The organism is Paenibacillus sp. FSL R5-192, assembly GCF_000517845.1.
GTDB lineage: Bacteria > Bacillota > Bacilli > Paenibacillales > Paenibacillaceae > Paenibacillus > Paenibacillus amylolyticus.
In genome coordinates, this window is sequence record NZ_ASPR01000049.1 from 137,610 (window position 1) to 162,685 (window position 25,076).

Sequence of the window (25,076 nt, forward strand, 5' to 3'; positions counted from 1 at the left end):
CCTCTTATGAAGGAGGATCTTCCATGTCTTCAACGTATTTGCCTCCTACTTTGGGAGAAAGTGTCCATGAAGTTTTTTATCCAGATGTGCAAACAACGGTCAATCTGTTCGCCATTCATTTACGAAGTGTAGGTGTGGACTGGGATTATCCGGCACATGAGCACCCTCAATATGAATTGAATTATGTCACGGAAGGCGAGCAACGCATGATGGTGAATGGTACCCTATACATTCAAAAGGCTGGCGAACTGCTCCTGATTCCTCCGGGAAGCATTCATTCCAGCCAGAGCCATAACGGCAAGGGATTCACGTATTTTTGCATGCATTTTGACATTGATGATCAGTTGTTCCTATCGTTGCTGGCGCGCATCAAACAAGTGCGATTCAGTGCGGATAGTCCGGTTACACAGCAGATTGAGCCGGTTTTGCGCAAATTGATGTCATCTGCGGATGATGAAACAGCAAATACGATGGTACAGCGTATGCAGCTGCAATCTGCGGTATTTGAACTATTTGGCCATCTGTGGGAGGCGGTCTCGAAAGAGGCAGCTCACTGGTTTACCGACGGACACGAGAAGATCGAACTCGCCCACCAGATTCGTAATCGGTTGCAAGGCCTGATGAGTCAGCAATTCAAACAGGGACACGAGTCCAACGGTCACTATGGCATTGATGATATTGCAGCAGAGCTGGGCATCAGTTCTTCTCACTGTAATCGCGTGTTCAAGGAGGTGTTCGGTCAGTCTCCTCGTGCTGTATTATCCCAGTTGGTTTTGCATGAAGCAAAGCTTCTTCTGGGCAATCCGAAGCTGTCCGTTCAAAATATTGCTGTCATGCTTGGTTATAAGGATATTGCCCATTTCAGTCGTCAATTCAAGCGCTGGTCCGGCATGTCACCCTCCCGTTACCGACAGGAACAGCCTGCTCTGGAATAGGTCTAGTAGCAGGCTGTTTGTCTTTCTTATTTATTTCAACAAACGCTTAATCAACTTCAGCTTGTTATCATACGGTGGATACAGAATCGGCAGATTCAACTTGGTGCTTTTTTTCAGTACACTTTTGAGATGGGAGAAGGTTTCGAAGCTGTACTGCCCATGATACGAGCCAACACCGGAATGACCAACACCGCCAAACGGCAGACGTGGATTCGCTACATGCGTGATGGTATCGTTAATGCAGCCGCCTCCAAAAGAAACTTCGCGCAGCACTTTGTCCTGAACCCGGGTGTCGGAAGTAAACAGATACAAGGCGAGCGGTTTCGGCCGCTTTACGATTTCTACAATGGCTTCATCCAAGTTACGATAACTAATGATTGGCAGAATCGGTCCAAAAATCTCATCTTCCATCGTTGCTGCATCCCATGACTCCGCATCAATCAGTGTAGGTTCAATGAAGCGATCTTCCTCATCCGAAGCTCCCCCATATATCACTTTGGCCTGATCCCGCTCAATCAAAGTCGTCAGACGTTTAAAATGTCCCTTGTTCACGATTCGCCCATAGTCCTTGTTGTGCTGGATATCCGAACCAAAGAAAGACACGATTGCTGCCTTCATCTCTGTAATTAACGTTTCCTTCACGCGCTCATGCACAAGTAAATAATCGGGTGCGATACAGGTCTGTCCTGTATTGAGCAGTTTGCCCCATATAATGCGCTCAGCTGCTACTTTGATATCCGCCTGTTCATCAACGATGACCGGACTTTTGCCTCCCAGTTCTAACGTGACGGGAACGAGATTTTTGGCAGCTGCCTCCATCACAATCTTGCCTACCGGTACACTGCCTGTAAAAAAGATATAGTCGAATGGCGCGTTAATCAGCGCTGTTGTTGTATCTTTAGCACCGTCAAGCACTTGTACGTATGCCGGTTCGAACACACTCGCAATCATTTCACGTACAACAGCGGACACCTCAGGTGTATTCTCTGACGCTTTGAGCACGGCTGTGTTACCTGCTGCAATCGCACCTACCAATGGTTCAATTAAGAGTTGAAAAGGATAATTAAACGGTCCGATAATCAGAACCGCCCCGTAGGGTTCGGGTATGATATAACTTTTCGAACCCAGGAGCGCCATTTGCGTTTTCACTTTAACGGGTTTCACCCATTTATTCACTTTACGAATGGTGTGTGTGATGCTATCCATCATAAATCCGATCTCGGTTGTGTAGGATTCGAACTCACTTTTGCCCAAATCCTGATACAGAGCTTCTGTCAGTCTGGATTCGTACTTTTGAATAGCCTGCTTCAGTTGGGTCAGACGTGCAATTCGAGCTTCTGCCGATCTTGTTGCCCCGGAACGAAAGAACTGTCGTTGCTGCTCCAAAATCTGTTCAACTTCCTGACTGGTTACTTCCTGTATAGTCGTTGTCATATATACATACTCCTCTATTTATTATTGATCAAGCGTTTAAACTTACGAACCTATAAGACACATGCAAAAGCATGTTTGATCACTATTAATCTACAGACACTCTTCTTCCAAAGCAGCTACCAGTTCCTTCAGCAGTTCCACCGATGCATTCAATGAAGCCGAATAATAGCGCTGTGTGCCCTTCTGCTCCACAGATATAAGCCCCTTCTCTAACAACAGCTTGAGATGATGAGATATGGCTGGCCGGGATAGGCTGGATTGTTCGGTAATTTCATTCACCGTCATTCTGCCCTTCTCGGTAAGTGTCAGCAAAATGGATTGACGATGGTTGTCACTTAACACCTGAAATAACGGAATACAGGTTTGAAAAACGCTAATTGCTTTTTGTCCCATAGTTTCACCTCTATACTATTTCTTCTTCATTATTTCTACGTATATTTTCTCTGTTTGATGTCTGTTGGTTTAAACATTCGAACCCAATGACTGAATTGTACTCTTTAATCACTTGAACTGCAAGTGAACCATCAACTAAATTTAATATAATGCTTATAAAGCGCTTCCATACTACCATACAAGTATGGTAGTATGTCATTGAAGGAGTTGAAGTTGTGGAATATACCCCAAAGTTATCATCCAAAGCCGGTTTGTTACCTGTTGCGAGCAATATGTCTTCCATGAATAATAAGCAATCTTTCTCAACGCGAGATGTCGTTTACTTCACGCTGAAACAACTCATTTTGAGTTTGAAAATGCCTCCGGGAACAGCTATTTCTGAGAAGGAAATTTCGCTGGAGTTCCAGGTAAGCCGGACACCTGTTCGAGAAAGTTTTGTAAGGCTTGCACAGGAAGGTCTGCTGGAAGTGTATCCACAGCGTGGCACATACGTCTCTCTGATTCAGGTCGATCTCGTTGAGGAAGCACGGTTCATGCGTGAACAGCTCGAACGAGCCGTAATCAGGCTCGCCTGCGAGAACTTTCCGAACGAACAGATGGTCGCTCTTGAACAGAACCTTGCGTGGCAACAGGAATGCAGGGTCAAACCGGATGATGAACGAATGTTCCAATTGGATGAGGAATTCCATAGCACTCTTTTTGCAGGCTGCAACAAAAGCAACACCTGGACTGTTATCCAGCAGATGAATGTACATTTGAATCGAAGTCGCATGTTACGCCTGTCCTCGGACCACCAGTGGGATCACCTGATTGAACAGCACCGGTCTATGGTCAAGGCCATTCAGCAGCATGATGCCGACACAGCAGAGCGACTGATGCAGGAACATTTGCATTTAACTGTCACCGATTTGGCTGTCCTGCAGGATACATATCCGTCCTATTTTCAATAACTGAATTTTTTTTCCTACTATTCATGATGAGGTGAACGTGATGAGAATGGTTTTTCGCTGGTTCGGCGAAGGCAATGATACGGTAACGCTGGATCATATCCGGCAGATTCCGGGTGTTGAAGGTATTGTGTGGGCACTGCACGATGTTCCTGCTGGCGAGGAATGGCCAATGGACAAAATACTCGCTGTCAAAACAGCAGCAGACAAGGCCGGGTTACATCTGGATGTCGTTGAGAGTGTGAACATCCATGAGGATATCAAGTTGGGCCTGCCATCAAGGGATAAATACATTGCAAATTATATTAAAACAATGGAGAAACTGGCTCAGGTGGGTGTGAAGGTCATCTGTTACAACTTTATGCCGATCTTCGACTGGCTTCGCACGGATATGCACAAGGAAATGGAGGATGGCTCAACTGCCCTCTTCTATGAGCACAGTAAACTCGCAGATATAGAACCTCTAGAACTCGTTCGACGCATTACGGAGAACTCCGCACTCACTATGCCAGGTTGGGAACCGGAACGATTGCAGTATTTAACAGGTCTGTTCGAAGCCTACAAGGATGTAACCGAGGATCATATGTGGGAGCACGCACGTTATTTCCTGCAAGAGATTATGCCTACAGCCGAACGGCTGGGGATTCGAATGGCCATCCATCCGGATGACCCGCCATGGCCAATCTTTGGATTACCAAAGATTATTACAAGTCAGGAGAATGTTCGGAAATATTTGAATCTTTATGATAGCCCTTACAACAGCGTGACACTATGCAGTGGCTCTTTGGGAGCGAATGCTGATAATGACATTATCGGGATGATACACGAGTTCAAGGATCGGATTCCATTTGCCCACATTCGTAATGTCAAAATCTACGATAATGGTGACTTTATCGAAACCTCACATCGCAGTCAGGATGGCAGTGTTGATATTGCAGGGGTTGTTGAGGCTTATCACGATATCGGTTATGAAGGTTATGCAAGACCCGACCACGGTCGTCATCTCTGGGGAGAACAGTGCCGACCTGGGTATGGACTCTATGACCGGGCTTTGGGCATCATGTATCTCTGGGGCGTCTGGGATTCCCTGCAAAGGAGGGCAAAAGCATGAGTGAACGTCAATATGAACGCTCATCTCGTCTTGAAGGCAGAACAGCTGTAATCACCGGAGGTGCTGGAGTATTATGCCGCTCCATGGCGGAAGAACTCGCTCGGCACGGTGCAAGTGTAGCCATCCTGAACCGCACGGTGTCCAAGGGACAGGAAGTTGTATCTGCGATAGAAGCTGCCGGTGGCAAAGCGATTGCTATTGCCTGTGACGTAACCCAGGCCGATAGTGTGCAAGCAGCGGCAGATGCGGTGCTGGAACAGCTCGGACCATGTGATATTCTGATCAATGGCGCGGGTGGCAATAACGCCAGTGCCAACACCACCAATGAAATTTTCAGATTGGAAGATCTGGAACAGCAGAACGTCACGACGTTTTTCGATGTGAGTGTAGAGGGGTTTCGTCAGGTGATGGATTTGAATTTTGTCGGTTCTCTCATCCCTACTCAAATCTTTGCAAAACATATGATAGAGCGTGATGTTCCCGCTACTGTCATAAACATTTCTTCCATGAGCGCCCCATCGCCCATGACGAAAGTTCCAGCGTACAGTGCTGCGAAGGCAGCCATTAACAACTTCACGCAGTGGCTCGCCGTTCATCTGGCCGAATCCGGTATTCGTGTCAACGCTATTGCACCCGGGTTCTTCCTGACCGAGCAAAACCGTAATCTATTACTGCAACCTGACGGCTCACCAACGGAACGTTCCAGTAAAATTATTGCGCATACACCCATGCGCCGTTTTGGCAAACCGGAAGACCTGCTTGGCACATTGATGTGGCTTGCGGATGAAAGGCAGTCCGGCTTTGTCACTGGCACAGTCATTCCGGTAGATGGCGGATTTATGGCGTATTCCGGTGTTTAACGATTAACGTGTACATGAATCAGTTCAACTAATATAGGTATTTAATGAAACCGAAGCTTGGGATACATACCCAGGTTTCGGTTTTTTGCGTTCAAGCATAAGATCCTCCAGCGTAGGAAAAGCTTGTTATAATACATGTTCAAAAGCAAACTTTTTAAACAATCTCTTAATACAGCTATCGTGAAATAAAGGAAGGTGATACATATATGATGGAAGAAACATGGGTTGTTGCCGTACGGTCTATTATTGCCTTTCTGACCCTGATCATCTATACAAGGGTGCTGGGCAAACAGCAGATGGGTAACTTGACGTATTTTGATTACATTAACGGTATCACAATCGGTTCCATTGCGGGTACGTTTGCAACCGATCTCTCGTCCAAGGCGTGGATTCATTTTGTGGCCTTGACCATTTTCACAATCATTACGATCATCTTTCAGTATATTACGCTGAAGAATCGCACCATCTCCAAATTAATGGACTCAGACCCCACATTGATCATCCAGAACGGTAAAATTCTCGAACAGAACCTGAGTAAAATGCGAGTCAAATTTGACGAATTGACCATGATGCTGCGGCAAAAGGATGTATTTGATATTACGACGCTGGATTATGCGATTCTGGAACCGGATGGCAGCCTCTCGGTTGTTTTGAAACCTGAGAATCAGCCTGTAACCGCCAAAGACATGCATATGCATCCTCCAAAGAGTAAGCTGATGACTGAGATTATCATTGATGGCCTGCTGATTAAGCAAAATCTGGAGGAAAGACACAAAGATATTAATTGGCTCAGTGAACAGCTTAAGAAACAAAAGATCACGATACAGGATATTGCTTTTGCCGCCATATTGCCTAATGACAAATTGTATGTTGATCTGTTCAAGGATAAGATCACCGAAAAAATCGACATGGGCGATTATGAGGGGCCTTTCTAAACTCTTTACATCAAGGAGGCGGTTGAATGAAAACGCGTTTCTGGCTGTTATATGTGCTTCCGATCTTCCTCATTCTTGTGTTCGTTGCGATTATGGCTAGCGGAGCCTTTCTCAAAAAGCCCTTTGGTACCGATGATCGCTTGCTTGAATCTATACAAACGTTAGAGAAACAGGTTGAGGGTAAAAAATGGACTGAAGCCAAGTCTCAAGTTAATTACGCAATGAAGGCCTGGGATAAAGTCGTCAACCGCATTCAGTTCAGTGTGGAACGTGAAACGATATATGATATTCTGGGCACGCTTGCTCGGATCAAGGGCGGCGTTGCGGCAGAGGATGATAAGGCGATTATGGAAGAGATTTATTACTTTTATGTGTTATGGGATAATCTTGGAGATTAGGTTCAATATCTTTAATATCAGGCTTGAATATAAGAAGTAAGTCCAACAACAAAAGGCACTATCCTTTTATGAAGAAAGGAAGTGCCTTCTTTGCTTTGATATAACTTTATATCCATTACGCTCTTCGTAATCCCCGAGACCGTGACGATCGCGAAGTACCTTCTTTGCGGAAAAAGAGACCGAGTGCTCCCTTGGCACACCACAGTGCAAACAAAGCGAACAGCGTGCCCCAGAATAGCGCCGGAAGGAATGTCTGCTGAGCGAGATTCGCCGCATCCCCTGCCCGTGAAGGTTGAGTCCAGGACATCAGTCCAACGTATACCGCACTAACAACCGACTCTTCCAGCGTAAGAAACGCCAGTAACAGATAATAGAACTTCACGATCTTGGCGCCAAAAATCATAATGACAACGTTCAGTACGATGAACCCGGTCAGCCATAACATGCCGAACTCCCCTCTTACATATAACAGGAGCGACACCAGAGCGACAGCCGTCATAATACCAAGTCCCCACATGTGTAAGCCTTTGCGGTATAAGTAAAACAACAGTAAGGCGAACAGAGATGCACTGATATATCCCGCCAGAGAAACCAGGATCGATCTGCCTGGCGTCAGCATGGAAGAGTAAGTTACACCACTATGATCAGCGTATAATTCAATGCGCAGCACTTTGCCGGACAATACCAGTGTCATTAGTGCATGACCGAATTCGTGAATCATCGTATCCAGGTTACGGAACAAGGACGAAAATGGGATGAATCGTGTAAGAAAGACGGAGCCTAGTAGAAAAAGTATCGTTTTGACCCACTTATTCAATCGTGTATACCTCCTTTACCTTAAAGTAAACAATCAAGTAAACAAGCCTATCCTTTATAGAGGTTGTTCAAAAAGTCCGCTTTTGATTACGAAGGATGCTTAATGGCATCATCAGCGTCGAATATGGCATTCAGCCGAAATGTCCGTTGCTCACGTAGTTTCCTACGCTCCGCTACTCCTTTTCTAGCTTCATCCCATCTTCTCGGTACTGAAAACCGATCTTTTTGAACACGCACTTATACTACGCTTTTTTCACTCGATTCGTTTCGGCTTCCAAACTGTAAGGCACAGTGCTCCATCCACCAGCAGAAGCTCCGATTGTGTCCAATGAAAAAAGAAGATAGATCATAGCGGCCCTTTTCGGCCTCTAGCGTAACGAGCAGTCGATTCCGCATCCGACGGAGGGCATAGTGCACGAATTGATCTGCTACCTCACTTTGTATCAGGGTAACATAAGCATAAAGGGAATGATCGACAGGTTCATCAAGCGGACTCACCCCTGCACATGAAAATTCCGTCCTCACGCCCGCACTCTGAAGTATGGACAATGCCTTCACGAGTTCGGCATCAACTTCAACACCGTTCCAAATCTCTGTTTTCTTCGCGGATACTGTATGTTTATCACGTTCCGTCCAGTGCATCAGCTCCAGCTTACGCCGTCTCCACAGATGGGCAGGCTGTTCACTTAACAGCACTTCATGTTCCTCATTTAAATTCATGCAATGCGTCCTCCTGTTCTCCTTGATCCGGCCACCTTATTCAACAAAGAGAGAGCACATCACTGTGCTCTCTGCTTTGCAAAAAGGCAAAGGAATGGCGATCCATTCCTCAGCATGTTGTATTATTGTACCTTTTTCGGTGACAGGCATCAAACTGATTTTTAATTATTCGTTTAGTGCCAGTTTCAGAGCCTCCAGATTCTGTCTCATCACGCTAATGTAGTCCATTCCCGCCGCAATTTCTTCCTCGGTGAGTCCCTCAATCGGATTCAATACAGCCGTCTTGGCCCCCACTTCACTTGCGATTGTCTCAGACACTTTGGATGAAACCAGTGTTTCGAAGAAAATCGTTTTCACCTGATGCTCTTTTGCAAAATCAATGACAGATGCCATCTGTGCTGCCGAAGGTTCTTGCTCAGGAGACAATCCTGCGATGGGCACCTGTTGTAATCCATATTCCTTGGCAAGGTAGCCAAATGCAGCGTGTTGTGTGATGAAATCCTTACGTTTGCTATCCGTCACAGCCGCCTTGAAGTCCTGATCCAGTGACCCCAATTGAGTAATGTAAGCATCTGCATTCTGCTGGAACTGTTCAGCATGTTCCGGGGCAGCCTGCGCCAAACCTGCTTCAATATTGCGCACTTCCTTTACAGCCAATGCAGGTGACAGCCATACGTGGGGGTCGAGTCCACCGTGATCATGTCCTGCTTCTGCCTCTGCGTCATGATCATGGTCGTGTTGTTCTGTAGTCGCTTCATTCGCATGCTCATGATCGTGGTCATGTTCTGTTGCCTCTGAATCTTCTTGATGGTGTTCATGCTCTCCACCTTCAAGAAGGTTGATGCCTTTGCTCGCTTCCACCTGAATGAGTGAAGCATTGCTCAGACTTCCGGTGACCTGATCAATCCAAGATTCCATGCCCGCACCGTTGTATACAAGCACATCCGCTTTTTCAATGCTGGCAATATCTTGTGGTGTAGGCTCCCAATCATGGGGCTCCATTCCTACTGGAACGAGTGTATGCACATCGGCCAGATCACCTGCCACATTTTTGGTGAACTCATACATCGGGTAGAAGCTGACCTGCACGTTTAATTTTGCGGTTTCCGTCTTGACTGGAACGGAAGTGCCTGTCGAAGCTGTATTTGCATCAGAAGCGGATTTTTGTCCGCAGCCTGCGACGATAAGTGTGAGACTGAACAACAATCCGAGCGTTGCTTTTTTACTGAATTTCATGTGATGTATTCCTCCTAGAATGGTTGACCAGAATGACGTGCTGTGATTTCGTTTCTTTGCGGTGACGCTTGCGGTTATATCGTACAATCAGCTTTTGCGCTGATATTCCAGTCAATAGGATAACCAAAAGGATGAGTGCAATTGTTCCTCCCGGTGGTGTATTTAGATGGTAAGATGTTGTGAGCCCGCTAAAAATACCGATTAATCCTGTAATTACCGCGACAATAATCGCTGCTGTAAAACTGCGAGACACTCTCAATGCCAAGGCAGCAGGTAATACAATGAGAGCAGACACCAGCAACACTCCGACGATCGGCATGGCTGAAGCTACAGTCATTCCTGTCAGAATGGCAAATGCAAACGATAAACCTCTTACCTGAACGCCCCCAATGGAAGCAGTCTCTTCATCAAAGGTAAAGCTATAGAGCGGTCTCCGGAGTAAAATGAAAAAAAGTAAACCAATGACACATACACCTGCCATCATCCACAACTGTATATCGCTAACCGCGACAATAGATCCGAATAAGTATGAGCTGAATGTCTTGGACAGATTGGTTTTGAGACTCATCAACACTACAGCAAGAGCCAGTCCTGAAGTCATGATGATCGCCACAGGTACCTCGCTGTAGGTTCGGTAGCTTCGCCGTAGTTGTTCAACCAGTAATGCACCGATAATTGCAATGGTGAATCCGCAGATCACGGGGTTAAGATTCATGACCGAACCGAGCGCAACCCCTGCGAGTGAGACATGGGATAACGTGTCTGCCATAAGGACCTGCCGCCTGAGCATCAGATAGACCCCCAGAATTGGAGCGATGACTCCAATCAGTCCACCTGCCCAGAAGGCACGTTGCATGAATTCGTACTCAAACACTGCCATTCCTCACTTTCTTGCCGCTCCAAAGTAATCGTTCGATCCAATCGATTCCCCATCTCTTCCAGTCCATGAGTAACCATAATAATAGTTATCCCATGAGCATCAACATAGTGGTGCATCAGATTGTAAAATCCTTCACGGCTGTGGCGGTCCATTCCCGTTGTTGGCTCATCCAGTACCAGAACCTGCGGTTGCCCAGCCATAGCCCTTGCAATACAGATCCGCTGCTTCTGTCCACCAGACAGCTCACCGACGCGTGTATTCCGATATTCCCACATGCCAACTTCACGCAGACTGCGTTCAACGATGGCAACCTGCTCTGCTGTGAAGCTTCGGAATAGTCCCAGCCTGGTGTAACACCCGGACCGGACCAGTTCATTCACCGTACTGGGAAATCCACTATTGAACGATGCCACCTGCTGGGGCACATAACCAATATTGGACTTGTTCCCACGTTTCAACTGCGGATTCATATGTATCGTGCCGCTCCAGGGCTTTAATAGCCCTAGTAGCAGCTTTAACAGGGTCGTTTTGGCAGAACCATTGGGACCTGTGATGCCTATGAACTCTCCCACATGGATATCCAGCGACAGTTGATCAATGACCGGCTCTTTGCCATATCCAAATACAACATCACGCATGGAGGATAGTATCATGCCATTCCCTCTTTTCGTAAATATTACGATTTAAAAATAACAAAAAAATTTACCTGGTTTCCCGGTGGATCGTCATTTTCTTCAAACGTGGGGAGTACTTCTTCATCTCCAGTCTCTCCGGATGGTTACGTTTGTTCTTGGTTGTTGTGTAGTTGCGGTCCCCGCACTCGGTGCAGGCTAAAGTTACAATGACTCTCATGATTGTTGCCTCCTCTTATTTAATCGTAATTATTACTATTTAACGATAGTAGCCTATGCTTTTTCGTTTGTCAACTCTATATCTGTTACAGTAAAATTTTGTATGCACAATATAATTTCATATGATATACTGCTTTGGTAGCATTATACTTTACCTACGGAGGAACTAGATGAAGATCAAAAAATCAACTTTTATTGGGTCATTGGTAGCATGCAGTTTGGCTTTCGGTGCCCTGGGTGTAGCAGCTTCAAACGGAATTCAAGATATTGAAGCAGCACTCGACAGCAACATTAGCTTTAAAGTAAACGGTTTGTCTTGGACACCCAAGAATGAAGCTGGAGACAAACTGAATGCACTGGTATATGACGGTGATGTATACTTGCCTGTAAGTACCACAGCAGAAGCACTCGGAGCCAACGTATCTCTGAATGTTAGCAACAAAGTTGTAAGTATCACTAATTCAGGTAGCGGTAAGTCAAGCAGTTCGAGTAGTAATAACAGCAGTACAGGTACCAAAGGTTCTGAAGATTCAAGTAAACCAAGTAGTTCAAGTAACTCAAGCACTTCTGGCTCAATCAAGATGACTGGAACTGACGCTCAGATGATAGTCAAATTGCAGAAAGAATCTTTAACATTGATCAAAATGTATGGTAAAGCACTTAAAACAGGTAGCACTAGTGAATTTGATAAATACATAGATGCTAAAGTTATTGAAAATCCTGAGATCGACATTTTTGATCTGGGTAAGCAATCCCAGAAAGATAAATTTAAGACTACAGTCAAAGGTATCATTGCAGCAAATGATAAAAAAACGCTGACTAAATATGCAGATCAGTTGATTAATGTGAAATCAGCTGATTTTAAAGTGATTGCAATGAATGATAAAACCAAAACAAGACACAGTTACAAAGCCATTTATTATCCACAAGGATGGACGGGTTCCTATGGAGTGTACCTTACCTTTGTGTTTAGTCCGCAAAAAAGTGGCAATGGTGATTTTTATCTTGGCGATTTGTACTTTAGCTAAAGTCATTAATGCAATATAATCATTGATCTTCAGGGGCACTATTGCACTTGAAGATCTTTTCTTTTCACTTCAACTCCACGCTGGAAAAGGATCTTTCAGTTCACGCCAGTTCATCAACATCTCCCCCTCCGTAAGAAGGGTCTCATCCAATGTACGTTTAATCTCCGCCCTGTCCATGTCAATGCCGATGAATACTAATTTGGTTACCCGGTCACCCCACTCATCATCCCAGTCCGGTGTGCTTGGCAGCGTGTCGCCAAAATGAAGTTCCCTTTCCTCCTCACTCATCGCACCTACCCATATTCCTGCTGGTGCAAGCTGCTTCGATGTACCTGCATGACTGAAAGAGATTGCCATATGGTTTCTTGTCGCCAGCCACATCAGGCCTTTGCATAATTGAGAAGTGTCGTTTTGCCTGCACCCAAATATCCACTAAGTACGGTTACTGGAACCCGCTGTTGAACCTGTTGATCTGACATTTCTGCTTCCTCCACTCTGTTTAAGTTTAAACTTTAATAGTAATTATTACTATTAATGATGATCAATCCGAACTATACCGTAGTTTTCTTTGGATTGTCAACATCTAATATGATGAAAAATCTTGATTAATCGTAAAAATGTTGATTAGACCATAGGAATGATGTATGTTGCCGCACGTACAAGCATATATTTTAGCAAAGTCCTAGTTGTGGAGGTCTGTTTCATGAAAATGGCAGCCAACCTGAAGCTCCTGTCCTTCCTGGTCCCTTGTGCATTTCTTGTTCCCGTGTTGATCACAATGGCTCCAGACTTGAAGGAAGCATGGAACAGTGAAGCTTTGCAAAATATGAAAACCGTATTCATAGGTATTTTCCTTGAAGCCGCACCTTTTCTGCTCATGGGTGTGCTATTGTCCTCGCTCATGCAGTGGTTCGTATCTGAAGAAATGGTCCGCAGACTCACGCCCAAAAATCCGATCGGTGGTGTGCTGGTCGCAGGACTGCTCGGTATTATTTTTCCCATTTGTGAATGTGGCATGATCCCCGTAGTGAGAAGGTTGATGCACAAAGGCATGCCAGCCTATATCGCAGTTACGTTCATCTTGAGTGGTCCCGTAGTCAATCCCATCGTATTTACCGCAACTTTGCTTGCCTTTCCCTCCCATCCTGAGATTACCATTGCCCGCATGGGACTGGCCTTTGCTGTAGCAGCTTCCATAGGCATGCTTGTGTATGTGTTTGTTCGTCGAAATCCCCTTCGGATGCCAAAAGTCGCAGTGACAGAAGTTAAAACACATCCTGGTTTTAAAATGGCGCAACCTCATGCTCATGCACACACAAATGCACATGACCATAACCATGTAAAAAACTGGCGCAGCTTCTTCATTCATGCCGGAGACGAATTTGTCGATATGAGCAAATATTTGGTGATCGGTGCCTTGATTACAGCCTGCATCCAAACATTCATTAGCCGCAGCGATCTGATCTCTCTTGGTAATGGTCCTGTTGCCTCCTATGTGTTCATGATGGGATTTGCTTATGTACTGTCTCTCTGCTCCACTTCTGATGCTTTTGTGGCTTCTGCGTTCTCACATACGTTTGCACTGGGGCCGCTGGTATCCTTCCTTGTTCTTGGTCCAATGCTGGATTTCAAAAGCACGCTCATGTTACTCTCAACCTTCCGTACTCGGTTTGTTATAGGTTTAAGTCTAGCGATTATCACACTCGTCTTTGCCGGCTCGTGGTTGATTAACCTGCTGGTATAAAGGTTGAGCCCAATACTTCATGACCTGAATGGTTAACCCCATGAACTTTCATACTGACGATGAATAGAGATGAGGTGATGATATATGAACCACACTATCTATACGATGACCAAACCTCCTGTTCTAAGGTCACACGTCATCCAATGGCATAACCTGATCCGTGCAGGCTGGATCGGCGGGGTGGCAGTGTACATTATTCAGTTGAATTCAAGTGATTCGCTTCATTATTATTTGGCTCCTACCATGCAAAAACTGCTATTATGCTGTCCTGTTCCCTTATTGTTTATTGCCGTTATCATGGCATGGCACGGACTGTTCGGTAGAAACGAGGTTCATTGCGACTGTGAACATCCACCACCCTCGGGGTTCCTTCGTAGCTTAATGGTATATGGTCTGATTGCTATCCCCTTGTTGCTGGGATTTCTGTTACCTGACCGGGCTCTCGGCAGCTCCATGGCCAGTCAGAAAGGCATGTCTCTCACCTATGTCCCTCCCGAGATTCGTCGAAAAGAGCCTTTACCTGATCCGGCAACGCAATTGATTGTACAAGATCGTACACAACAACCAACGGCTGTTCAGGCTGCTTCGGTCACCAAAGTACAATTCATTCCCCCAGACGAGTATAGCCGCGAATTCGCTGAACTGGCGGAGAAGTTGTATGCAGAACAGGTCATTCGAGTCTATCCTGAAATTTTCTCTGAAACCCTCGGTACGATCGATATGTTCCAGCGACAATTTGCAGGCAAAGATATCTCGTTAACCGGGTTTGTCTACCGTGACAAAAGCATGGATCATGAATCACATTTTGCGCTGGGACGATTTCTGGTCATGTGTTGCCCTGCTGATGCGGCTCCCTTTGGCGTGATGATTCACATCCCAGAAGCAGATAGCTTCCCTACAGACAGCTGGGTTCAAATCGATGGCAGCATCGGCTCAGCACAGGTAAATGGTAAGGACACCATTGAGATTCGGGCTACAAAGGTGACACCTGTATCCGAGCCATCCACGCCTTATATTTATACCAATGCGGACTCGGTGATGGCGTATGAGAAAATAAAGAGCCGTTAATTGCTATCATTAACAGCAGCGTGTCATCAACGACAAAAAGCCCCAAAGCGATGGACTACATTGCTTTGGGGCTTTCATGTTCAGTCAGACATGAGATTACATCTCGTCTTCTCTGATTGTATTATTCCGTTACGATATCATGAACCAATACAGGAGCATCGGCATGATCCGCAATTGTAATGTTTTCTTTGATCTTCGCGATGACGTCTGCTACGTCTTCACGATTGGCATGAATTGTTACGAGGGACTCACCAGCTTTGACTGGGTCACCCACTTTTTTGTTCAGCATAAGACCAACAGCGAGATCGATCTCGGACTCTTTTGTTGCACGGCCTGCGCCGAGCAGCATTGCTGCAGTTCCGATTTCGTCAGCAACGATTCCGGCAACATAGCCGTCTTTGTCTGCTGGGACTTCAACCAGATATTGTGCTTGTGGCAAACGATCTGGATGATCGACAACCGAAGCGTCTCCGCCTTGGTTTGCCAAGAAATCTTTGAATTTCTCCAGTGCTTTACCGTTCTGGATCACTTCTTTCAATTTCTCCTCAGCGTGCTCCAAGGAATCTGCCTTGCCAGCAAGGAATACCATCTGACGTCCAAGTGCCAGACACAGTTCTTCCAAATCTTTTGGACCTTTACCTTGCAGTGTGAGGATGGCTTCTTTCACTTCAAGCGCGTTACCAATCGCCAGACCTAGTGGTTGGGACATATCGGAGATAACAGCCATCGTTTTACGTCCAACATTGTTACCGATGCTTACCATGGCATGTGCCAATTCTTTTGCATCTTCCGTTGTTTTCATGAATGCACCAGCACCCGTTTTAACATCCAATACGATTGCATCTGCACCTGCTGCAATTTTCTTGCTCATGATGGAGCTGGCGATCAGTGGAATGGAGTTAACGGTAGCTGTTACGTCACGTAGTGCATAGAGCTTTTTGTCTGCAGGCGTAAGGTTACCACTTTGTCCAATAACTGCAACCTTGTGTTCGTTTACGAGACGAATGAACTCTTCTTTTTCAAGCTCTACGTGGAAACCTGCAACGGATTCCAGTTTGTCTGTTGTACCACCCGTGTGACCAAGTCCACGTCCGGACATTTTGGCAACAGGTACATCCAGCGCAGCAACAAGCGGAGCAAGTACCAGTGTTGTTGTATCACCCACTCCTCCTGTGGAGTGCTTGTCTACTTTGATGCCTTCGATAGCAGACAGATCGATCGTTTCACCGGAATTCACCATCGACATCGTCAGATCGGCACGTTCCTTGTCTGTCATATCTTTGAAGAATACTGCCATCGCCCATGCGCTGACTTGATAGTCGGGGATTTCTCCTTGTGTGTATCCTTGAACAACAAAATCAATCTCAGCTGTTGTCAGTTCTTTTCCGTCGCGTTTCTTAGCAATAATGTCTACCATTCTCATGATGATCTCTCCTTGTGTGTGTATTGATTGTATTGAACACTTTGTTGTTAGTCCGTTACGGCTCCGGATCGTTCCTTAGATCGCTGTTGTCTCCAAGTTTTTTTGATTCCATTTGTAATGGAGAAAACTCGGAGACAAAGGCGAACGCTTTGCTTCTTCAGAATCGATTCCGGGTCCTTCACTCTGTGCTTAAAACAAAAGTTTCGATCCACATCAATTGATTATAAATATAAAATGCAACAATTACAGTGTGATTGCTGTGTCCAGGGCAACTACCATCATGTCGTTAAACGTTTTTTGACGCTCTTCGGCAGATGTTTCTTCGCCTGTCAGCAAGTGGTCACTTACCGTCAGGATGGTCAGTGCGTTAACACCAAACTTGGCAGCAATAGTGTACAATGCTGTTGTTTCCATCTCTACGCCGAGTACGCCGTGTTTCATCAACTTCTCGGTTACGGAACGGTCATCGCGGTAGAAAGAATCGGAGCTGAATACGTTACCAACGTGAATCTTCATACCTTTAGCTGTTGCACGGTCATATGCTTCTTTCAACAGGGAGAACGTAGCGATTGGTGAGAAGTCATAACCACCGAATACGTGTTTGTTCATGCTGGAATCTGTACATGCTGCTTGTGCAAGGATAACGTCACGTACACGTACATGCTCCTGCATACCGCCACAAGTACCCACACGGATCAGGTTTTTTACGCCATATTCGCTGATCAATTCGTTAGCATAGATTGCGAAGGACGGAATACCCATCCCTGAACCTTGCACCGAAATCCGGTGTCCTTGATATGTACCTGTGTAACCGAGCATTCCACGAACTTCGTTGTAACATACAACATCTTCGAGGTACGTATCTGCAATATATTTCGCGCGCAAAGGGTCTCCTGGCAATAGGATCGTTTCTGCGATATCCCCGGGTTTTGCTCCAATATGTGTACTCATGAATGAATCTCCTCCAGTTATACAAATTAGTCTATTATGATGGCAGGACCGGAGCAGCCCAAGCTACTCCGACCTCCCCTATCCAGTTTTGAAAAACTTATTTCAAATCTTTCAGGAAGCTGGTGCCGTATTCCGGCATTTTCACTCCAAAGTTCTCGGCTACGGTTGCACCAAGGTCAGCAAATGTGCTGCGCAGATCAAGCTTTTTGCCCTCGCTGAAGCGCGGAGAATAGGCAAGCAGTGGTACATATTCACGTGTATGGTCTGTACCGCGGTATGTTGGATCGTTACCATGGTCAGCTGTGATCAGCAGCAGATCATCATTGGTCATTTTGGCAAAAATCTCGGGCAGTCGTGCATCATAGTCTTCAAGTGCCTGAGCATAACCTTGCGGATCACGACGGTGACCGTACAGGGCATCAAAATCAACCAGGTTCAGGAAGCTGAGTCCAGTGAACTCTTCATCCATTGTTTCAGACAACTTGTCCATGCCATCCATGTTAGAGACGGTACGAACAGCCTTGGTTACACCTTCGCCATCATAGATATCTGCGATTTTACCCAAAGCAATCACATCAAATCCACCATCTTGCAGTTCATTCATAACCGTACGACCAAAAGGTTTAAGCGCATAGTCATGACGATTTGCAGTACGTTTCCAGTTACCCGCTTCACCTACAAATGGACGTGCAATAATGCGGCCGAGCATATACGGATCTTCAAGTGTAATTTCACGGCAGAACTCACAGATCTCATACAGCTCTTTCAGTGGAACAACGTCCTCATGTGCTGCAATTTGCAGAACCGAATCGGCGGATGTATAAACGATGAGCGCGCCAGTTTCAACATGCTCTGCACCCAGCTCATCCAGAATTTCCGTGCCGCTGGCCGGTTTGTTACCGATCACCTTGCGGCCCGTTTTCTCTTCAATGCGTTGAATCAACTCATCAGGAAAACCATTCTCGAACACACGAAAAGGTGTATCAATGTAAAGACCCATTAGCTCCCAGTGACCTGTCATTGTGTCTTTGCCTCTGGATGCTTCCTGCATCTTGGTGTAATACGCTTTAGGTGCATCCGCTACAGGGACACCCTCAATTTCTTTGATGTTGGACAGTCCGAGACTGGCCATGTGAGGCATTTTCAGACCTCCGCGTTCACGTGCAATGTGACCGAAGGTATCTACATCAAAATCATCAAATTCTGCTGCATCCGGCGCTTCGCCGATCCCTACAGAATCCATAACGATTAGATGTACTCTTTTGAATGTTGACATAACCTAAGCACTCCTTCCAATAATCCGGTTTACAAGAACAGTCCAGTAATGATCGCTGACAGCACGCTGACAAGCGAAGCACCGTAAAGCAGTTTCAGACCGAAGCGGGCGACCACATTACCTTGCTTCTCATGGAGTCCCTTCACCGCACCAGCAATGATACCGATGGAGGAGAAGTTGGCGAACGACACGAGGAAGACAGATACGATACCCGTTGTTCTGGCAGACATTGCAGTCTCCTTCAAATTAAGCATAGCTACGAATTCGTTGGATACCATTTTGGTTGCCATAATACTTCCTGCCTGAATCGCTTCTTTCCATGGAACACCCATGATGAAGGCAAATGGTGCAAACACATAACCAAGTAGCTCTTGGAACGAAATGCCAAGCACCGCGCTGAAAATTCCGTTAACAAGTGCAATCAAGGCAACAAAACCGATTAACATCGCAGCTACGATGATAGCAACTTTGAATCCATCCAGGATGTATTCGCCAAGCATTTCGAAGAAGGACTGTTTCTCCTCTTCCTGTACTTCCAATATATCTTCTTCCTCTGTAACCTCATAAGGATTCACAATCGAAGCAATGATAAAACCGCCAAACAGGTTCAGTACAAGAGCTGTAACCACATATTTCGGCTCGATCATGGTCATATAAGCACCAACAATCGACATCGATACCGTGGACATCGCCGAAGCACACAAGGTGTACAGCCGATGTTTTGGCAACAACCCAATTTGTTTTTTCACAGAAATGAACACTTCAGATTGCCCCAATACAGCCGAAGCAACCGCGTTATATGATTCCAGTCTGCCCATTCCGTTGATTTTGCTTAATACCAGACCAATATATTTTATAACAAAAGGCAAGATTCGGATATACTGCAATATACCGATAAGGGCGGAGATGACAACAATCGGCATCAATACGCTGAGGAAGAACGGTGCCCCCCCGCTTTCGGCACCTACAGTAGTCAAACCCCCAAATACAAATGCGATACCTTCATTCGCATAGTCGAGTAAACTTTTAAATACGGTCGCGAAACCGCCAATTAAAAAAGTACCCACTCCTGTATTCAACAGAGCATAAGCTAATATAACTTGCAAAACAATCATGATAGCCAGCGGCCGGTAACGAATCTGCTTTTTGCCGTTGCTTGCGATATAAGCCAGTCCAAAAACAACGAGTAAGCCGATAATGGCAATTAGAAATTTCATTTGATTTCTCCTTTGAAGGTAGTTAAGCCGGATGTGAAAATTCAGCTCAAAGGGCTCTTAAGCATTCTTATCAGTAATCTTTCAGAAAACTTATGAAGCGCTTACAATTAGTTCCGTTATTTAAAATACAAGTGTAAGTTGTATTCCCTGTACCTGAGTCGAATGCCCAAGTACAGAGAATATAACATTACTTTTATTTATTAAGCTTTTTCTTAATAAGATGCTTTTGCTTAATAAGAAGATGTAGACTGACCACCCTGCATAATCTTCACGCCAGAACTTGCACCGATACGAGTTGCACCCGCTTCGATCATTTTTTGCATATCTTCCAGGCTACGTACGCCACCGGAAGCTTTAACGCCAACATCAGGACCTACAGTACGACGCATCAAAGCGATATCCTCTGGCGTTGCTCCACCTGTGGAGAAACCTGTAGAAGTTTTAACAAAATCAGCTCCAGCTCGCACAGCTGCCTGACAAGCACGTACTTTCTCTTCATCCGTCAACAGACAAGCTTCAATAATAACTTTCACCAAAGCTTTACCCGCAGCCGCTTCAACGACAACACGAATATCTTGTTCAACGTAATCATCTTTGCCATCTTTCAAAGCACTGATGTTGATGACCGTATCGACTTCAGTTGCACCTTTAGCAATCGCATCTTTAGTTTCGAAAGCTTTTGTCTCCGATGTAGATGCTCCCAGAGGGAAACCAATAACGGTGCAGATATCTACGCCAGTACCCTGCAACTGCTCAGCAGCATAAGCAACCCAGCCTGGATTAACACATACGGAAGCAAACTGGTATTGTTTCGCTTCTTCGGTTAACTTGGCCATTTCACTTTGCGTTGCGTCCGCACGAAGCAACGTATGGTCGATCATTTTCGCTAATTGTGGTGTAGTCAATTAAATCTCTCCCTTATCTGAACTAGTTATTTTCTATACACTTACACTAACATGAACATATGTAAAAATCAACTTGAACTTTTGTTCACAGTTACACTTACATTTCTTCTTCGTTATATTTTCTTCCTAAAAAAGCAAAACATCCGCCCTTTTTACGTGGCAGATGTTGTCATCCATATCCATTTGAAATTAAAATCGAAGTAATGCCTGCGCTGTGTACTGATCCGTGACCAGAATATTTGCGTAATGACCTTTGAGCGCGGCGTGTATGGCTTCAATTTTGCGTTGTCCCCCAGCGACAAGGATTGATTTTTCCTTATTTCTCAACTCGGCTAGATCAATTCCAACGGTTCTGCTGTTAATCTCTTCACTGATCAACTGACCTTCCGCATCGAAAAAGCGTGAACAAATGTCACCTGCACCGGAGTTCATCAGCAATTGTTGCTCTTCTTCATTGAAGTAACCGAGCCTGAACAATAATGCATCTTCTTTCACAGTACCCACGGTAAACAAAGCAATGTTGGCCTGTCTGCCAAGTTCCACGATTCTGCCGATATGTCGATCCGCTTCTACCATGTTTTTTACTTCAATGTTGTCGAAAATAACAGGCAGCGGCAGATACCTTGGTACCGTATGGAATGCCTCAGCGAACAAATGAACAATCTCAGCGGCATACGTATTGACATGGGAGTGGCTTACGCCCCCCTTCAATTGCACGACTTCGACACCTTTAACCTGCTTGGGACGAAGCTGGCGTGCTACAGCATGCATGGTTGTTCCCCAAGTCACCCCGATAATATCTGCATCCTGAACCGTCTCTTGAAGATAATCCGCTGCTCGTTTACTGATATGCTTCTGTATTTCCTCATCACTCTTCAACGGGGTAAAACACACAAGTGCCGTATCCAGATCATATTTTGACTTAAGTTCTCCGGCAATGATGTCGATATCCTCCAGCGGGTCCATAATTTCAATCCGGACATATCCACGATCTTTGGCGTACTGAAGTAACCTTGATACGGTTGGACGCGACACGCCCAACCTTGCGGCAATATCCTGCTGGCTATAATCGGACTGATAATACAATTTCGCTGCTTCAATGCTTAATCGTTGCTTCTCCAGGTCCATTCCCATGTGCGCTCATCTCACTCATCCTATTGTCTTTGGAAAATAAATACTCGTCCTGTATATTATACATGGATTGAGTATCCGGTCACTATATAGCATCTAATTCAGTATCATGATCAATCCATACATATCCCTTTCTGACGTATAAAACGGGGGAAACGATGCATACTACTGCGGTCGCTTTATTACTAACAAACATCGGTTCCCCCATGAATCGCACAGAGAGGAAGAATTACATGTCTACCTTATTGTATATTACTGCCCATCCTCACGATCATGAAACCTCCTTCAGCATGGCTACGGGCAAAGCATTTATTGATGCGTATCGTGAAAGTCACCCTTCTGATGAGGTTGTTCACCTCGATCTGTATCGCTCGGATATCCCCCATATCGATGCGGATGTCTTCAGTGGTTGGGGCAAACTGCAATCGGGCAGTGATCTGACTGCCGAAGAACAGACCAAAGTAAGCCGTTTGAATGAACTATCGGATCAATTTGCCTCAGCAGATAAATATGTTTTTGTAACCCCGATGTGGAACTTCTCGTTTCCTCCTATTCTGAAGGCTTATGTCGACTCGATCTGCGTAGCTGGCAAAACATTTCGTTATACCGAACAAGGTCCTGTTGGACTGTTGTCCGACAAAAAAGCACTGCATATTCAGGCGCGCGGTGGCATTTATTCCGAAGGCCCAGCGGCTCAAATGGAATCCGGTCATCGTTACTTAAGCATTATCATGTCATTCCTCGGTGTGCCGAAGCTTGATGGCATTTTTGTTGAGGGGCATAATCAATATAAAGATCGTGCAGATGAGATCAAGCAACAAGCTATCGAACAAGCACGCACTTTCGCAAAACAGTTTTAATAGAAGTAGTTCAAAAAGTCCGCTTTTGATTACGAAGGATGCCTAATGGCATCATCAGCATCGAATATGGAATTCAGCCGAAATGTCCGTTGCTCACGTAGTTTTCCCTACGCTCCGCTACTCCATTTCTAGCTTCATCCCATCTTCTCGGTACTGAAAACCGACCTTTTTGAACACTCACTAAAGTGTAGTAAACAATAAAGCAAAAACAAAACCCGCGTGCGACCTAGGGGATAATCCCAGGAAACACGCGGGTTTTCAATGTATAATCAACCTAGAGCTTACTGATGTCCAGCACTGGCACGGCTCATGGTTTCAAGTTTACGTGTGATCGCATGACGGTCTACTTTCAATCCCCAGATCATTTCAATAATCTGTTCTTTCTCCTCAGGACTGTCGGCATGCTTCAATTGCATTAACAGATCATGCATTTGTTCATTAATGCCTTCAAATTGAATCCATAAATCCTGTCTTACCTCTTTGGAATCCAGATGATGATTCGCATCGACTTCTTCCTTCAATGCTTGCAGAATAGCATCTTTCCATTCGTCATCACCTAGCTGTTTCGCAATGTTCAGGAGATCCAGATAATCGTCAACAAGAAGTGAGTTCAATTCAGCATGTGTTTTCATCGTTTATTGCATCCCCTTTTCGTCTATTTACCAAGTATTATACTCGGTATTTCAGGATATGCAATAGCTGTCGGAAAAAGTTGATTTATGTAGCCTGTCCCTTCAACCTGTGAACAAGCAAATTACACAAGACAAAACCGATCAAAACATACACACCGATCATCCCCACAATGCCTATCCATCCAAGATGACTGTAAAGCAGTCCACCTCCTGTTCCACTTACGCTTGAACCAAGATAGTAGAAAAATAAATACAACGCATTGGCTTGAGATTTGTGCTGATTGGCCACGAGTCCAACCCAGCTGCTTGCGATGGAATGACCGCCAAAGAAACCGAAGGCAAACAGGGCGAGTCCGATAATTCTGACCCAAAGCGCTGGATGAACGGTACAGACTGCACCAGCCAGAATAATTCCCAGCGCGATTCCAAGCACATGTGACCTGCCGTACCGATCTGCCATCCTGCCCATCCAGGTACTGCTGACTGTGCCCATCAGATATACCACAAAAAGACTTCCAACGATAGACTGGCTAAGATGATAGGGTTCACCCGTTAATTCAAAACCGATATAGTTGAACAGGGTCACGAATCCCCCCATCAGGAGAAAACCGAGTCCATACAGGCATAACAGCCTTGGATTGCGACATTGTGACCACAAAAGAGGTATTGGATTTTTGAATCCAGGTGCAGCTTTGACAAAATGACGGGATGGCGGGATGACAAGCCAAAAAATAACGGCTGCACACAGTCCAAGAATACCAATGAAACCCACAGCAGCGCGCCAACTGAACCAATCTGTCACCACACCGCTGATGAAACGGCCGGCCATGCCTCCTATCGAATTGCCACTTATATATAGGCCCATAGCATAACCAAGACTTCTAGGTTCAATTTCTTCTGACAAATATGTCATGGCTATCGCTGGCAACCCCGCGAGTGCCACACCCTGGAGAATACGAAGCAGAAGAAGCTCCGTATATCCCGGGCTGAATGCGCTGAGCAAAGCAAAAACAGAAGATATCACCAGTGCAGCTGTCATTATAAAGCGTCGGCCCACAGAATCAGACAAGGACCCGATGAACAGCATCGTCAGTGCCATGGCGATCGTTGTAACGGATAACGTAAGACTGGCGTGTGCCGGCGTAATGGAGAATGCATTGCTAATCTCAGGCATCAGGGGCTGGAGGCTGTAGAGCAAAGCAAAAGTGACAAAACCTCCGGCGAACAGTGCAAGGCTAATGTTACGAAACGTCTTAGTTCCCTGCTGAATCATGGATGTTCCAACTTTCCCAGTAAGAAAGCTTCTTGGATCGACTGTGGTCTGA

At 45.5% G+C, this 25,076-nt stretch carries 28 protein-coding genes; 10 read left to right on the plus strand and 18 right to left on the minus strand.

Features of this window, described 5'->3' with window-relative positions:
* Window positions 1-23: 23 nt before the first annotated feature.
* Window positions 24-935, plus strand: a complete 912-nt coding sequence (locus tag C161_RS25810; RefSeq protein WP_036673718.1) for an AraC family transcriptional regulator — start codon at window positions 24-26, stop codon at window positions 933-935.
* A 30-nt stretch (window positions 936-965) separates the two neighbouring features.
* Here C161_RS25810 and C161_RS25815 read toward each other — a convergent pair whose 3' ends face one another.
* On the minus strand, window positions 966-2,369 hold the full coding sequence (locus C161_RS25815) for an aldehyde dehydrogenase (RefSeq protein ID WP_051449949.1): 1,404 nt from the start codon (window positions 2,367-2,369) through the stop codon (window positions 966-968).
* 90 nt (window positions 2,370-2,459) lie between these two features.
* The gene (locus C161_RS25820; protein ID WP_017688208.1) at window positions 2,460-2,762 is read right to left on the minus strand and encodes an ArsR/SmtB family transcription factor; all 303 of its coding nucleotides are present in this window, start codon (window positions 2,760-2,762) and stop codon (window positions 2,460-2,462) included.
* A gap of 272 nt (window positions 2,763-3,034) precedes the next feature.
* Between C161_RS25820 and C161_RS25825 the strand changes: the two genes are divergently transcribed.
* The 5 genes from C161_RS25825 (at window position 3,035) to C161_RS25845 (ending at window position 7,013) form a co-directional block, all read left to right on the plus strand.
* Window positions 3,035-3,712 (plus strand): GntR family transcriptional regulator, encoded by a 678-nt coding sequence (locus C161_RS25825; RefSeq protein WP_051449975.1) that lies wholly within the window; start codon window positions 3,035-3,037, stop codon window positions 3,710-3,712.
* Window positions 3,713-3,752: 40 nt separating this feature from the next.
* Window positions 3,753-4,820, plus strand: a complete 1,068-nt coding sequence (gene uxuA / locus C161_RS25830) for a mannonate dehydratase (protein ID WP_036673719.1) — start codon at window positions 3,753-3,755, stop codon at window positions 4,818-4,820.
* On the plus strand, window positions 4,817-5,680 hold the full coding sequence (locus C161_RS25835) for an SDR family oxidoreductase (protein WP_036673721.1): 864 nt from the start codon (window positions 4,817-4,819) through the stop codon (window positions 5,678-5,680). The genes uxuA and C161_RS25835 overlap by 4 nt, the downstream gene beginning before the upstream one ends.
* A 206-nt stretch (window positions 5,681-5,886) precedes the next feature.
* Complete coding sequence (locus C161_RS25840) at window positions 5,887-6,615, plus strand: DUF421 domain-containing protein (protein WP_051447333.1); 729 nt, start codon at window positions 5,887-5,889, stop codon at window positions 6,613-6,615.
* A gap of 26 nt (window positions 6,616-6,641) precedes the next feature.
* Window positions 6,642-7,013 (plus strand): DUF4363 family protein, encoded by a 372-nt coding sequence (locus C161_RS25845; protein ID WP_036673723.1) that lies wholly within the window; start codon window positions 6,642-6,644, stop codon window positions 7,011-7,013.
* A 115-nt stretch (window positions 7,014-7,128) separates the two neighbouring features.
* Here the strand turns inward: C161_RS25845 and C161_RS25850 are convergent, their stop codons facing one another.
* From C161_RS25850 to rpmG, 6 genes are all read right to left on the minus strand, one after another.
* Window positions 7,129-7,830, minus strand: a complete 702-nt coding sequence (locus C161_RS25850) for a M50 family metallopeptidase (protein ID WP_036673724.1) — start codon at window positions 7,828-7,830, stop codon at window positions 7,129-7,131.
* 236 nt (window positions 7,831-8,066) lie between these two features.
* Window positions 8,067-8,549 carry a hypothetical protein gene (locus C161_RS25855; protein ID WP_036673725.1) on the minus strand — a complete coding sequence of 161 codons (483 nt, stop codon included), beginning with the start codon at window positions 8,547-8,549 and terminating at the stop codon, window positions 8,067-8,069.
* Between the two features lie 165 nt (window positions 8,550-8,714).
* The gene (locus C161_RS25860; protein WP_036673726.1) at window positions 8,715-9,785 is read right to left on the minus strand and encodes a metal ABC transporter substrate-binding protein; all 1,071 of its coding nucleotides are present in this window, start codon (window positions 9,783-9,785) and stop codon (window positions 8,715-8,717) included.
* A complete protein-coding gene (locus tag C161_RS25865; protein WP_036673727.1) occupies window positions 9,772-10,665 on the minus strand; it encodes a metal ABC transporter permease in 894 nt (297 codons plus the stop codon). The genes C161_RS25860 and C161_RS25865 overlap by 14 nt, the downstream gene beginning before the upstream one ends.
* Window positions 10,611-11,318, minus strand: coding sequence for a metal ABC transporter ATP-binding protein (locus tag C161_RS25870; RefSeq protein WP_036673728.1), 708 nt, complete (start codon window positions 11,316-11,318; stop codon window positions 10,611-10,613). The genes C161_RS25865 and C161_RS25870 overlap by 55 nt, the downstream gene beginning before the upstream one ends.
* 49 nt (window positions 11,319-11,367) lie before the next feature.
* Window positions 11,368-11,517, minus strand: a complete 150-nt coding sequence (rpmG, locus tag C161_RS25875) for a 50S ribosomal protein L33 (RefSeq protein WP_036613813.1) — start codon at window positions 11,515-11,517, stop codon at window positions 11,368-11,370.
* 169 nt (window positions 11,518-11,686) lie between these two features.
* Between rpmG and C161_RS25880 the strand changes: the two genes are divergently transcribed.
* Window positions 11,687-12,544, plus strand: coding sequence for a stalk domain-containing protein (locus C161_RS25880; protein WP_036673729.1), 858 nt, complete (start codon window positions 11,687-11,689; stop codon window positions 12,542-12,544).
* Window positions 12,545-12,613: 69 nt separating this feature from the next.
* On the opposite strand, the gene C161_RS25885 is transcribed toward C161_RS25880, so the two are convergent.
* Both C161_RS25885 and C161_RS33445 read right to left on the minus strand, forming a co-directional pair.
* On the minus strand, window positions 12,614-12,901 hold the full coding sequence (locus tag C161_RS25885; protein ID WP_036673730.1) for a GTP-binding protein: 288 nt from the start codon (window positions 12,899-12,901) through the stop codon (window positions 12,614-12,616).
* A 23-nt stretch (window positions 12,902-12,924) separates the two neighbouring features.
* Complete coding sequence (locus C161_RS33445; protein ID WP_156946167.1) at window positions 12,925-13,023, minus strand: GTP-binding protein; 99 nt, start codon at window positions 13,021-13,023, stop codon at window positions 12,925-12,927.
* A 224-nt stretch (window positions 13,024-13,247) separates the two neighbouring features.
* On the opposite strand from C161_RS33445, the gene C161_RS25890 reads away from it, so the two are divergent.
* Window positions 13,248-14,288 (plus strand): permease, encoded by a 1,041-nt coding sequence (locus C161_RS25890; protein WP_036673731.1) that lies wholly within the window; start codon window positions 13,248-13,250, stop codon window positions 14,286-14,288.
* A gap of 84 nt (window positions 14,289-14,372) precedes the next feature.
* Complete coding sequence (locus C161_RS25895) at window positions 14,373-15,356, plus strand: TIGR03943 family putative permease subunit (RefSeq protein WP_051449950.1); 984 nt, start codon at window positions 14,373-14,375, stop codon at window positions 15,354-15,356.
* Between the two features lie 121 nt (window positions 15,357-15,477).
* Here the strand turns inward: C161_RS25895 and C161_RS25900 are convergent, their stop codons facing one another.
* The 6 genes from C161_RS25900 to C161_RS25925 form a co-directional block, all read right to left on the minus strand.
* Window positions 15,478-16,779, minus strand: coding sequence for a pyrimidine-nucleoside phosphorylase (locus tag C161_RS25900; RefSeq protein WP_036613808.1), 1,302 nt, complete (start codon window positions 16,777-16,779; stop codon window positions 15,478-15,480).
* Window positions 16,780-17,022: 243 nt separating this feature from the next.
* Complete coding sequence (deoD, locus tag C161_RS25905) at window positions 17,023-17,730, minus strand: purine-nucleoside phosphorylase (protein WP_017688193.1); 708 nt, start codon at window positions 17,728-17,730, stop codon at window positions 17,023-17,025.
* Window positions 17,731-17,827: 97 nt separating this feature from the next.
* On the minus strand, window positions 17,828-19,006 hold the full coding sequence (deoB, locus tag C161_RS25910) for a phosphopentomutase (RefSeq protein WP_017688192.1): 1,179 nt from the start codon (window positions 19,004-19,006) through the stop codon (window positions 17,828-17,830).
* Window positions 19,007-19,035: 29 nt separating this feature from the next.
* Window positions 19,036-20,223 carry a NupC/NupG family nucleoside CNT transporter gene (locus C161_RS25915; RefSeq protein WP_036613804.1) on the minus strand — a complete coding sequence of 396 codons (1,188 nt, stop codon included), beginning with the start codon at window positions 20,221-20,223 and terminating at the stop codon, window positions 19,036-19,038.
* 230 nt (window positions 20,224-20,453) lie between these two features.
* Entirely contained in the window at window positions 20,454-21,104 is a 651-nt protein-coding gene (gene deoC, locus C161_RS25920; protein ID WP_036613998.1) for a deoxyribose-phosphate aldolase, read from the minus strand.
* A gap of 213 nt (window positions 21,105-21,317) precedes the next feature.
* A complete protein-coding gene (locus tag C161_RS25925) occupies window positions 21,318-22,256 on the minus strand; it encodes a sugar-binding transcriptional regulator (protein ID WP_036613997.1) in 939 nt (312 codons plus the stop codon).
* Between the two features lie 236 nt (window positions 22,257-22,492).
* Here C161_RS25925 and C161_RS25930 point away from each other — a divergent pair, with 236 nt between their 5' ends.
* Complete coding sequence (locus C161_RS25930; protein ID WP_036613802.1) at window positions 22,493-23,119, plus strand: FMN-dependent NADH-azoreductase; 627 nt, start codon at window positions 22,493-22,495, stop codon at window positions 23,117-23,119.
* Window positions 23,120-23,400: 281 nt separating this feature from the next.
* On the opposite strand, the gene C161_RS25935 is transcribed toward C161_RS25930, so the two are convergent.
* Window positions 23,401-23,751 carry a hypothetical protein gene (locus tag C161_RS25935; RefSeq protein ID WP_036613800.1) on the minus strand — a complete coding sequence of 117 codons (351 nt, stop codon included), beginning with the start codon at window positions 23,749-23,751 and terminating at the stop codon, window positions 23,401-23,403.
* Window positions 23,752-23,836: 85 nt separating this feature from the next.
* Window positions 23,837-25,024: an MFS transporter gene (locus C161_RS25940; RefSeq protein WP_036673733.1), complete on the minus strand. Its 1,188-nt coding sequence runs from the start codon at window positions 25,022-25,024 to the stop codon at window positions 23,837-23,839.
* Window positions 25,025-25,076 lie beyond the last annotated feature (52 nt).

What these genes read in the sequence shown, in the direction of transcription:
- uxuA (WP_036673719.1), top strand. Translation starts at nt 3,753, where the DNA reads ATGAGAATGGTTTTTCGCTGGTTCGGCGAAGGCAATGATACGGTAACG.
- C161_RS25940 (WP_036673733.1), bottom strand. Translation starts at nt 25,024, where the DNA reads ATGATTCAGCAGGGAACTAAGACGTTTCGTAACATTAGCCTTGCACTG.
- C161_RS25815 (WP_051449949.1), bottom strand. Translation starts at nt 2,369, where the DNA reads ATGACAACGACTATACAGGAAGTAACCAGTCAGGAAGTTGAACAGATT.
- C161_RS25885 (WP_036673730.1), bottom strand. Translation starts at nt 12,901, where the DNA reads ATGGCAATCTCTTTCAGTCATGCAGGTACATCGAAGCAGCTTGCACCA.
- rpmG (WP_036613813.1), bottom strand. Translation starts at nt 11,517, where the DNA reads ATGAGAGTCATTGTAACTTTAGCCTGCACCGAGTGCGGGGACCGCAAC.
- C161_RS25880 (WP_036673729.1), top strand. Translation starts at nt 11,687, where the DNA reads ATGAAGATCAAAAAATCAACTTTTATTGGGTCATTGGTAGCATGCAGT.
- C161_RS25930 (WP_036613802.1), top strand. Translation starts at nt 22,493, where the DNA reads ATGTCTACCTTATTGTATATTACTGCCCATCCTCACGATCATGAAACC.
- deoD (WP_017688193.1), bottom strand. Translation starts at nt 17,730, where the DNA reads ATGAGTACACATATTGGAGCAAAACCCGGGGATATCGCAGAAACGATC.
- C161_RS25870 (WP_036673728.1), bottom strand. Translation starts at nt 11,318, where the DNA reads ATGATACTATCCTCCATGCGTGATGTTGTATTTGGATATGGCAAAGAG.
- C161_RS25845 (WP_036673723.1), top strand. Translation starts at nt 6,642, where the DNA reads ATGAAAACGCGTTTCTGGCTGTTATATGTGCTTCCGATCTTCCTCATT.
- deoC (WP_036613998.1), bottom strand. Translation starts at nt 21,104, where the DNA reads ATGATCGACCATACGTTGCTTCGTGCGGACGCAACGCAAAGTGAAATG.
- C161_RS25865 (WP_036673727.1), bottom strand. Translation starts at nt 10,665, where the DNA reads ATGGCAGTGTTTGAGTACGAATTCATGCAACGTGCCTTCTGGGCAGGT.
- C161_RS25890 (WP_036673731.1), top strand. Translation starts at nt 13,248, where the DNA reads ATGAAAATGGCAGCCAACCTGAAGCTCCTGTCCTTCCTGGTCCCTTGT.
- C161_RS33445 (WP_156946167.1), bottom strand. Translation starts at nt 13,023, where the DNA reads ATGTCAGATCAACAGGTTCAACAGCGGGTTCCAGTAACCGTACTTAGT.
- C161_RS25935 (WP_036613800.1), bottom strand. Translation starts at nt 23,751, where the DNA reads ATGAAAACACATGCTGAATTGAACTCACTTCTTGTTGACGATTATCTG.
- C161_RS25900 (WP_036613808.1), bottom strand. Translation starts at nt 16,779, where the DNA reads ATGAGAATGGTAGACATTATTGCTAAGAAACGCGACGGAAAAGAACTG.
- C161_RS25820 (WP_017688208.1), bottom strand. Translation starts at nt 2,762, where the DNA reads ATGGGACAAAAAGCAATTAGCGTTTTTCAAACCTGTATTCCGTTATTT.
- C161_RS25840 (WP_051447333.1), top strand. Translation starts at nt 5,887, where the DNA reads ATGATGGAAGAAACATGGGTTGTTGCCGTACGGTCTATTATTGCCTTT.
- C161_RS25835 (WP_036673721.1), top strand. Translation starts at nt 4,817, where the DNA reads ATGAGTGAACGTCAATATGAACGCTCATCTCGTCTTGAAGGCAGAACA.
- C161_RS25860 (WP_036673726.1), bottom strand. Translation starts at nt 9,785, where the DNA reads ATGAAATTCAGTAAAAAAGCAACGCTCGGATTGTTGTTCAGTCTCACA.
- C161_RS25855 (WP_036673725.1), bottom strand. Translation starts at nt 8,549, where the DNA reads ATGAATTTAAATGAGGAACATGAAGTGCTGTTAAGTGAACAGCCTGCC.
- deoB (WP_017688192.1), bottom strand. Translation starts at nt 19,006, where the DNA reads ATGTCAACATTCAAAAGAGTACATCTAATCGTTATGGATTCTGTAGGG.
- C161_RS25915 (WP_036613804.1), bottom strand. Translation starts at nt 20,223, where the DNA reads ATGAAATTTCTAATTGCCATTATCGGCTTACTCGTTGTTTTTGGACTG.
- C161_RS25895 (WP_051449950.1), top strand. Translation starts at nt 14,373, where the DNA reads ATGAACCACACTATCTATACGATGACCAAACCTCCTGTTCTAAGGTCA.
- C161_RS25810 (WP_036673718.1), top strand. Translation starts at nt 24, where the DNA reads ATGTCTTCAACGTATTTGCCTCCTACTTTGGGAGAAAGTGTCCATGAA.
- C161_RS25925 (WP_036613997.1), bottom strand. Translation starts at nt 22,256, where the DNA reads ATGGACCTGGAGAAGCAACGATTAAGCATTGAAGCAGCGAAATTGTAT.
- C161_RS25825 (WP_051449975.1), top strand. Translation starts at nt 3,035, where the DNA reads ATGTCTTCCATGAATAATAAGCAATCTTTCTCAACGCGAGATGTCGTT.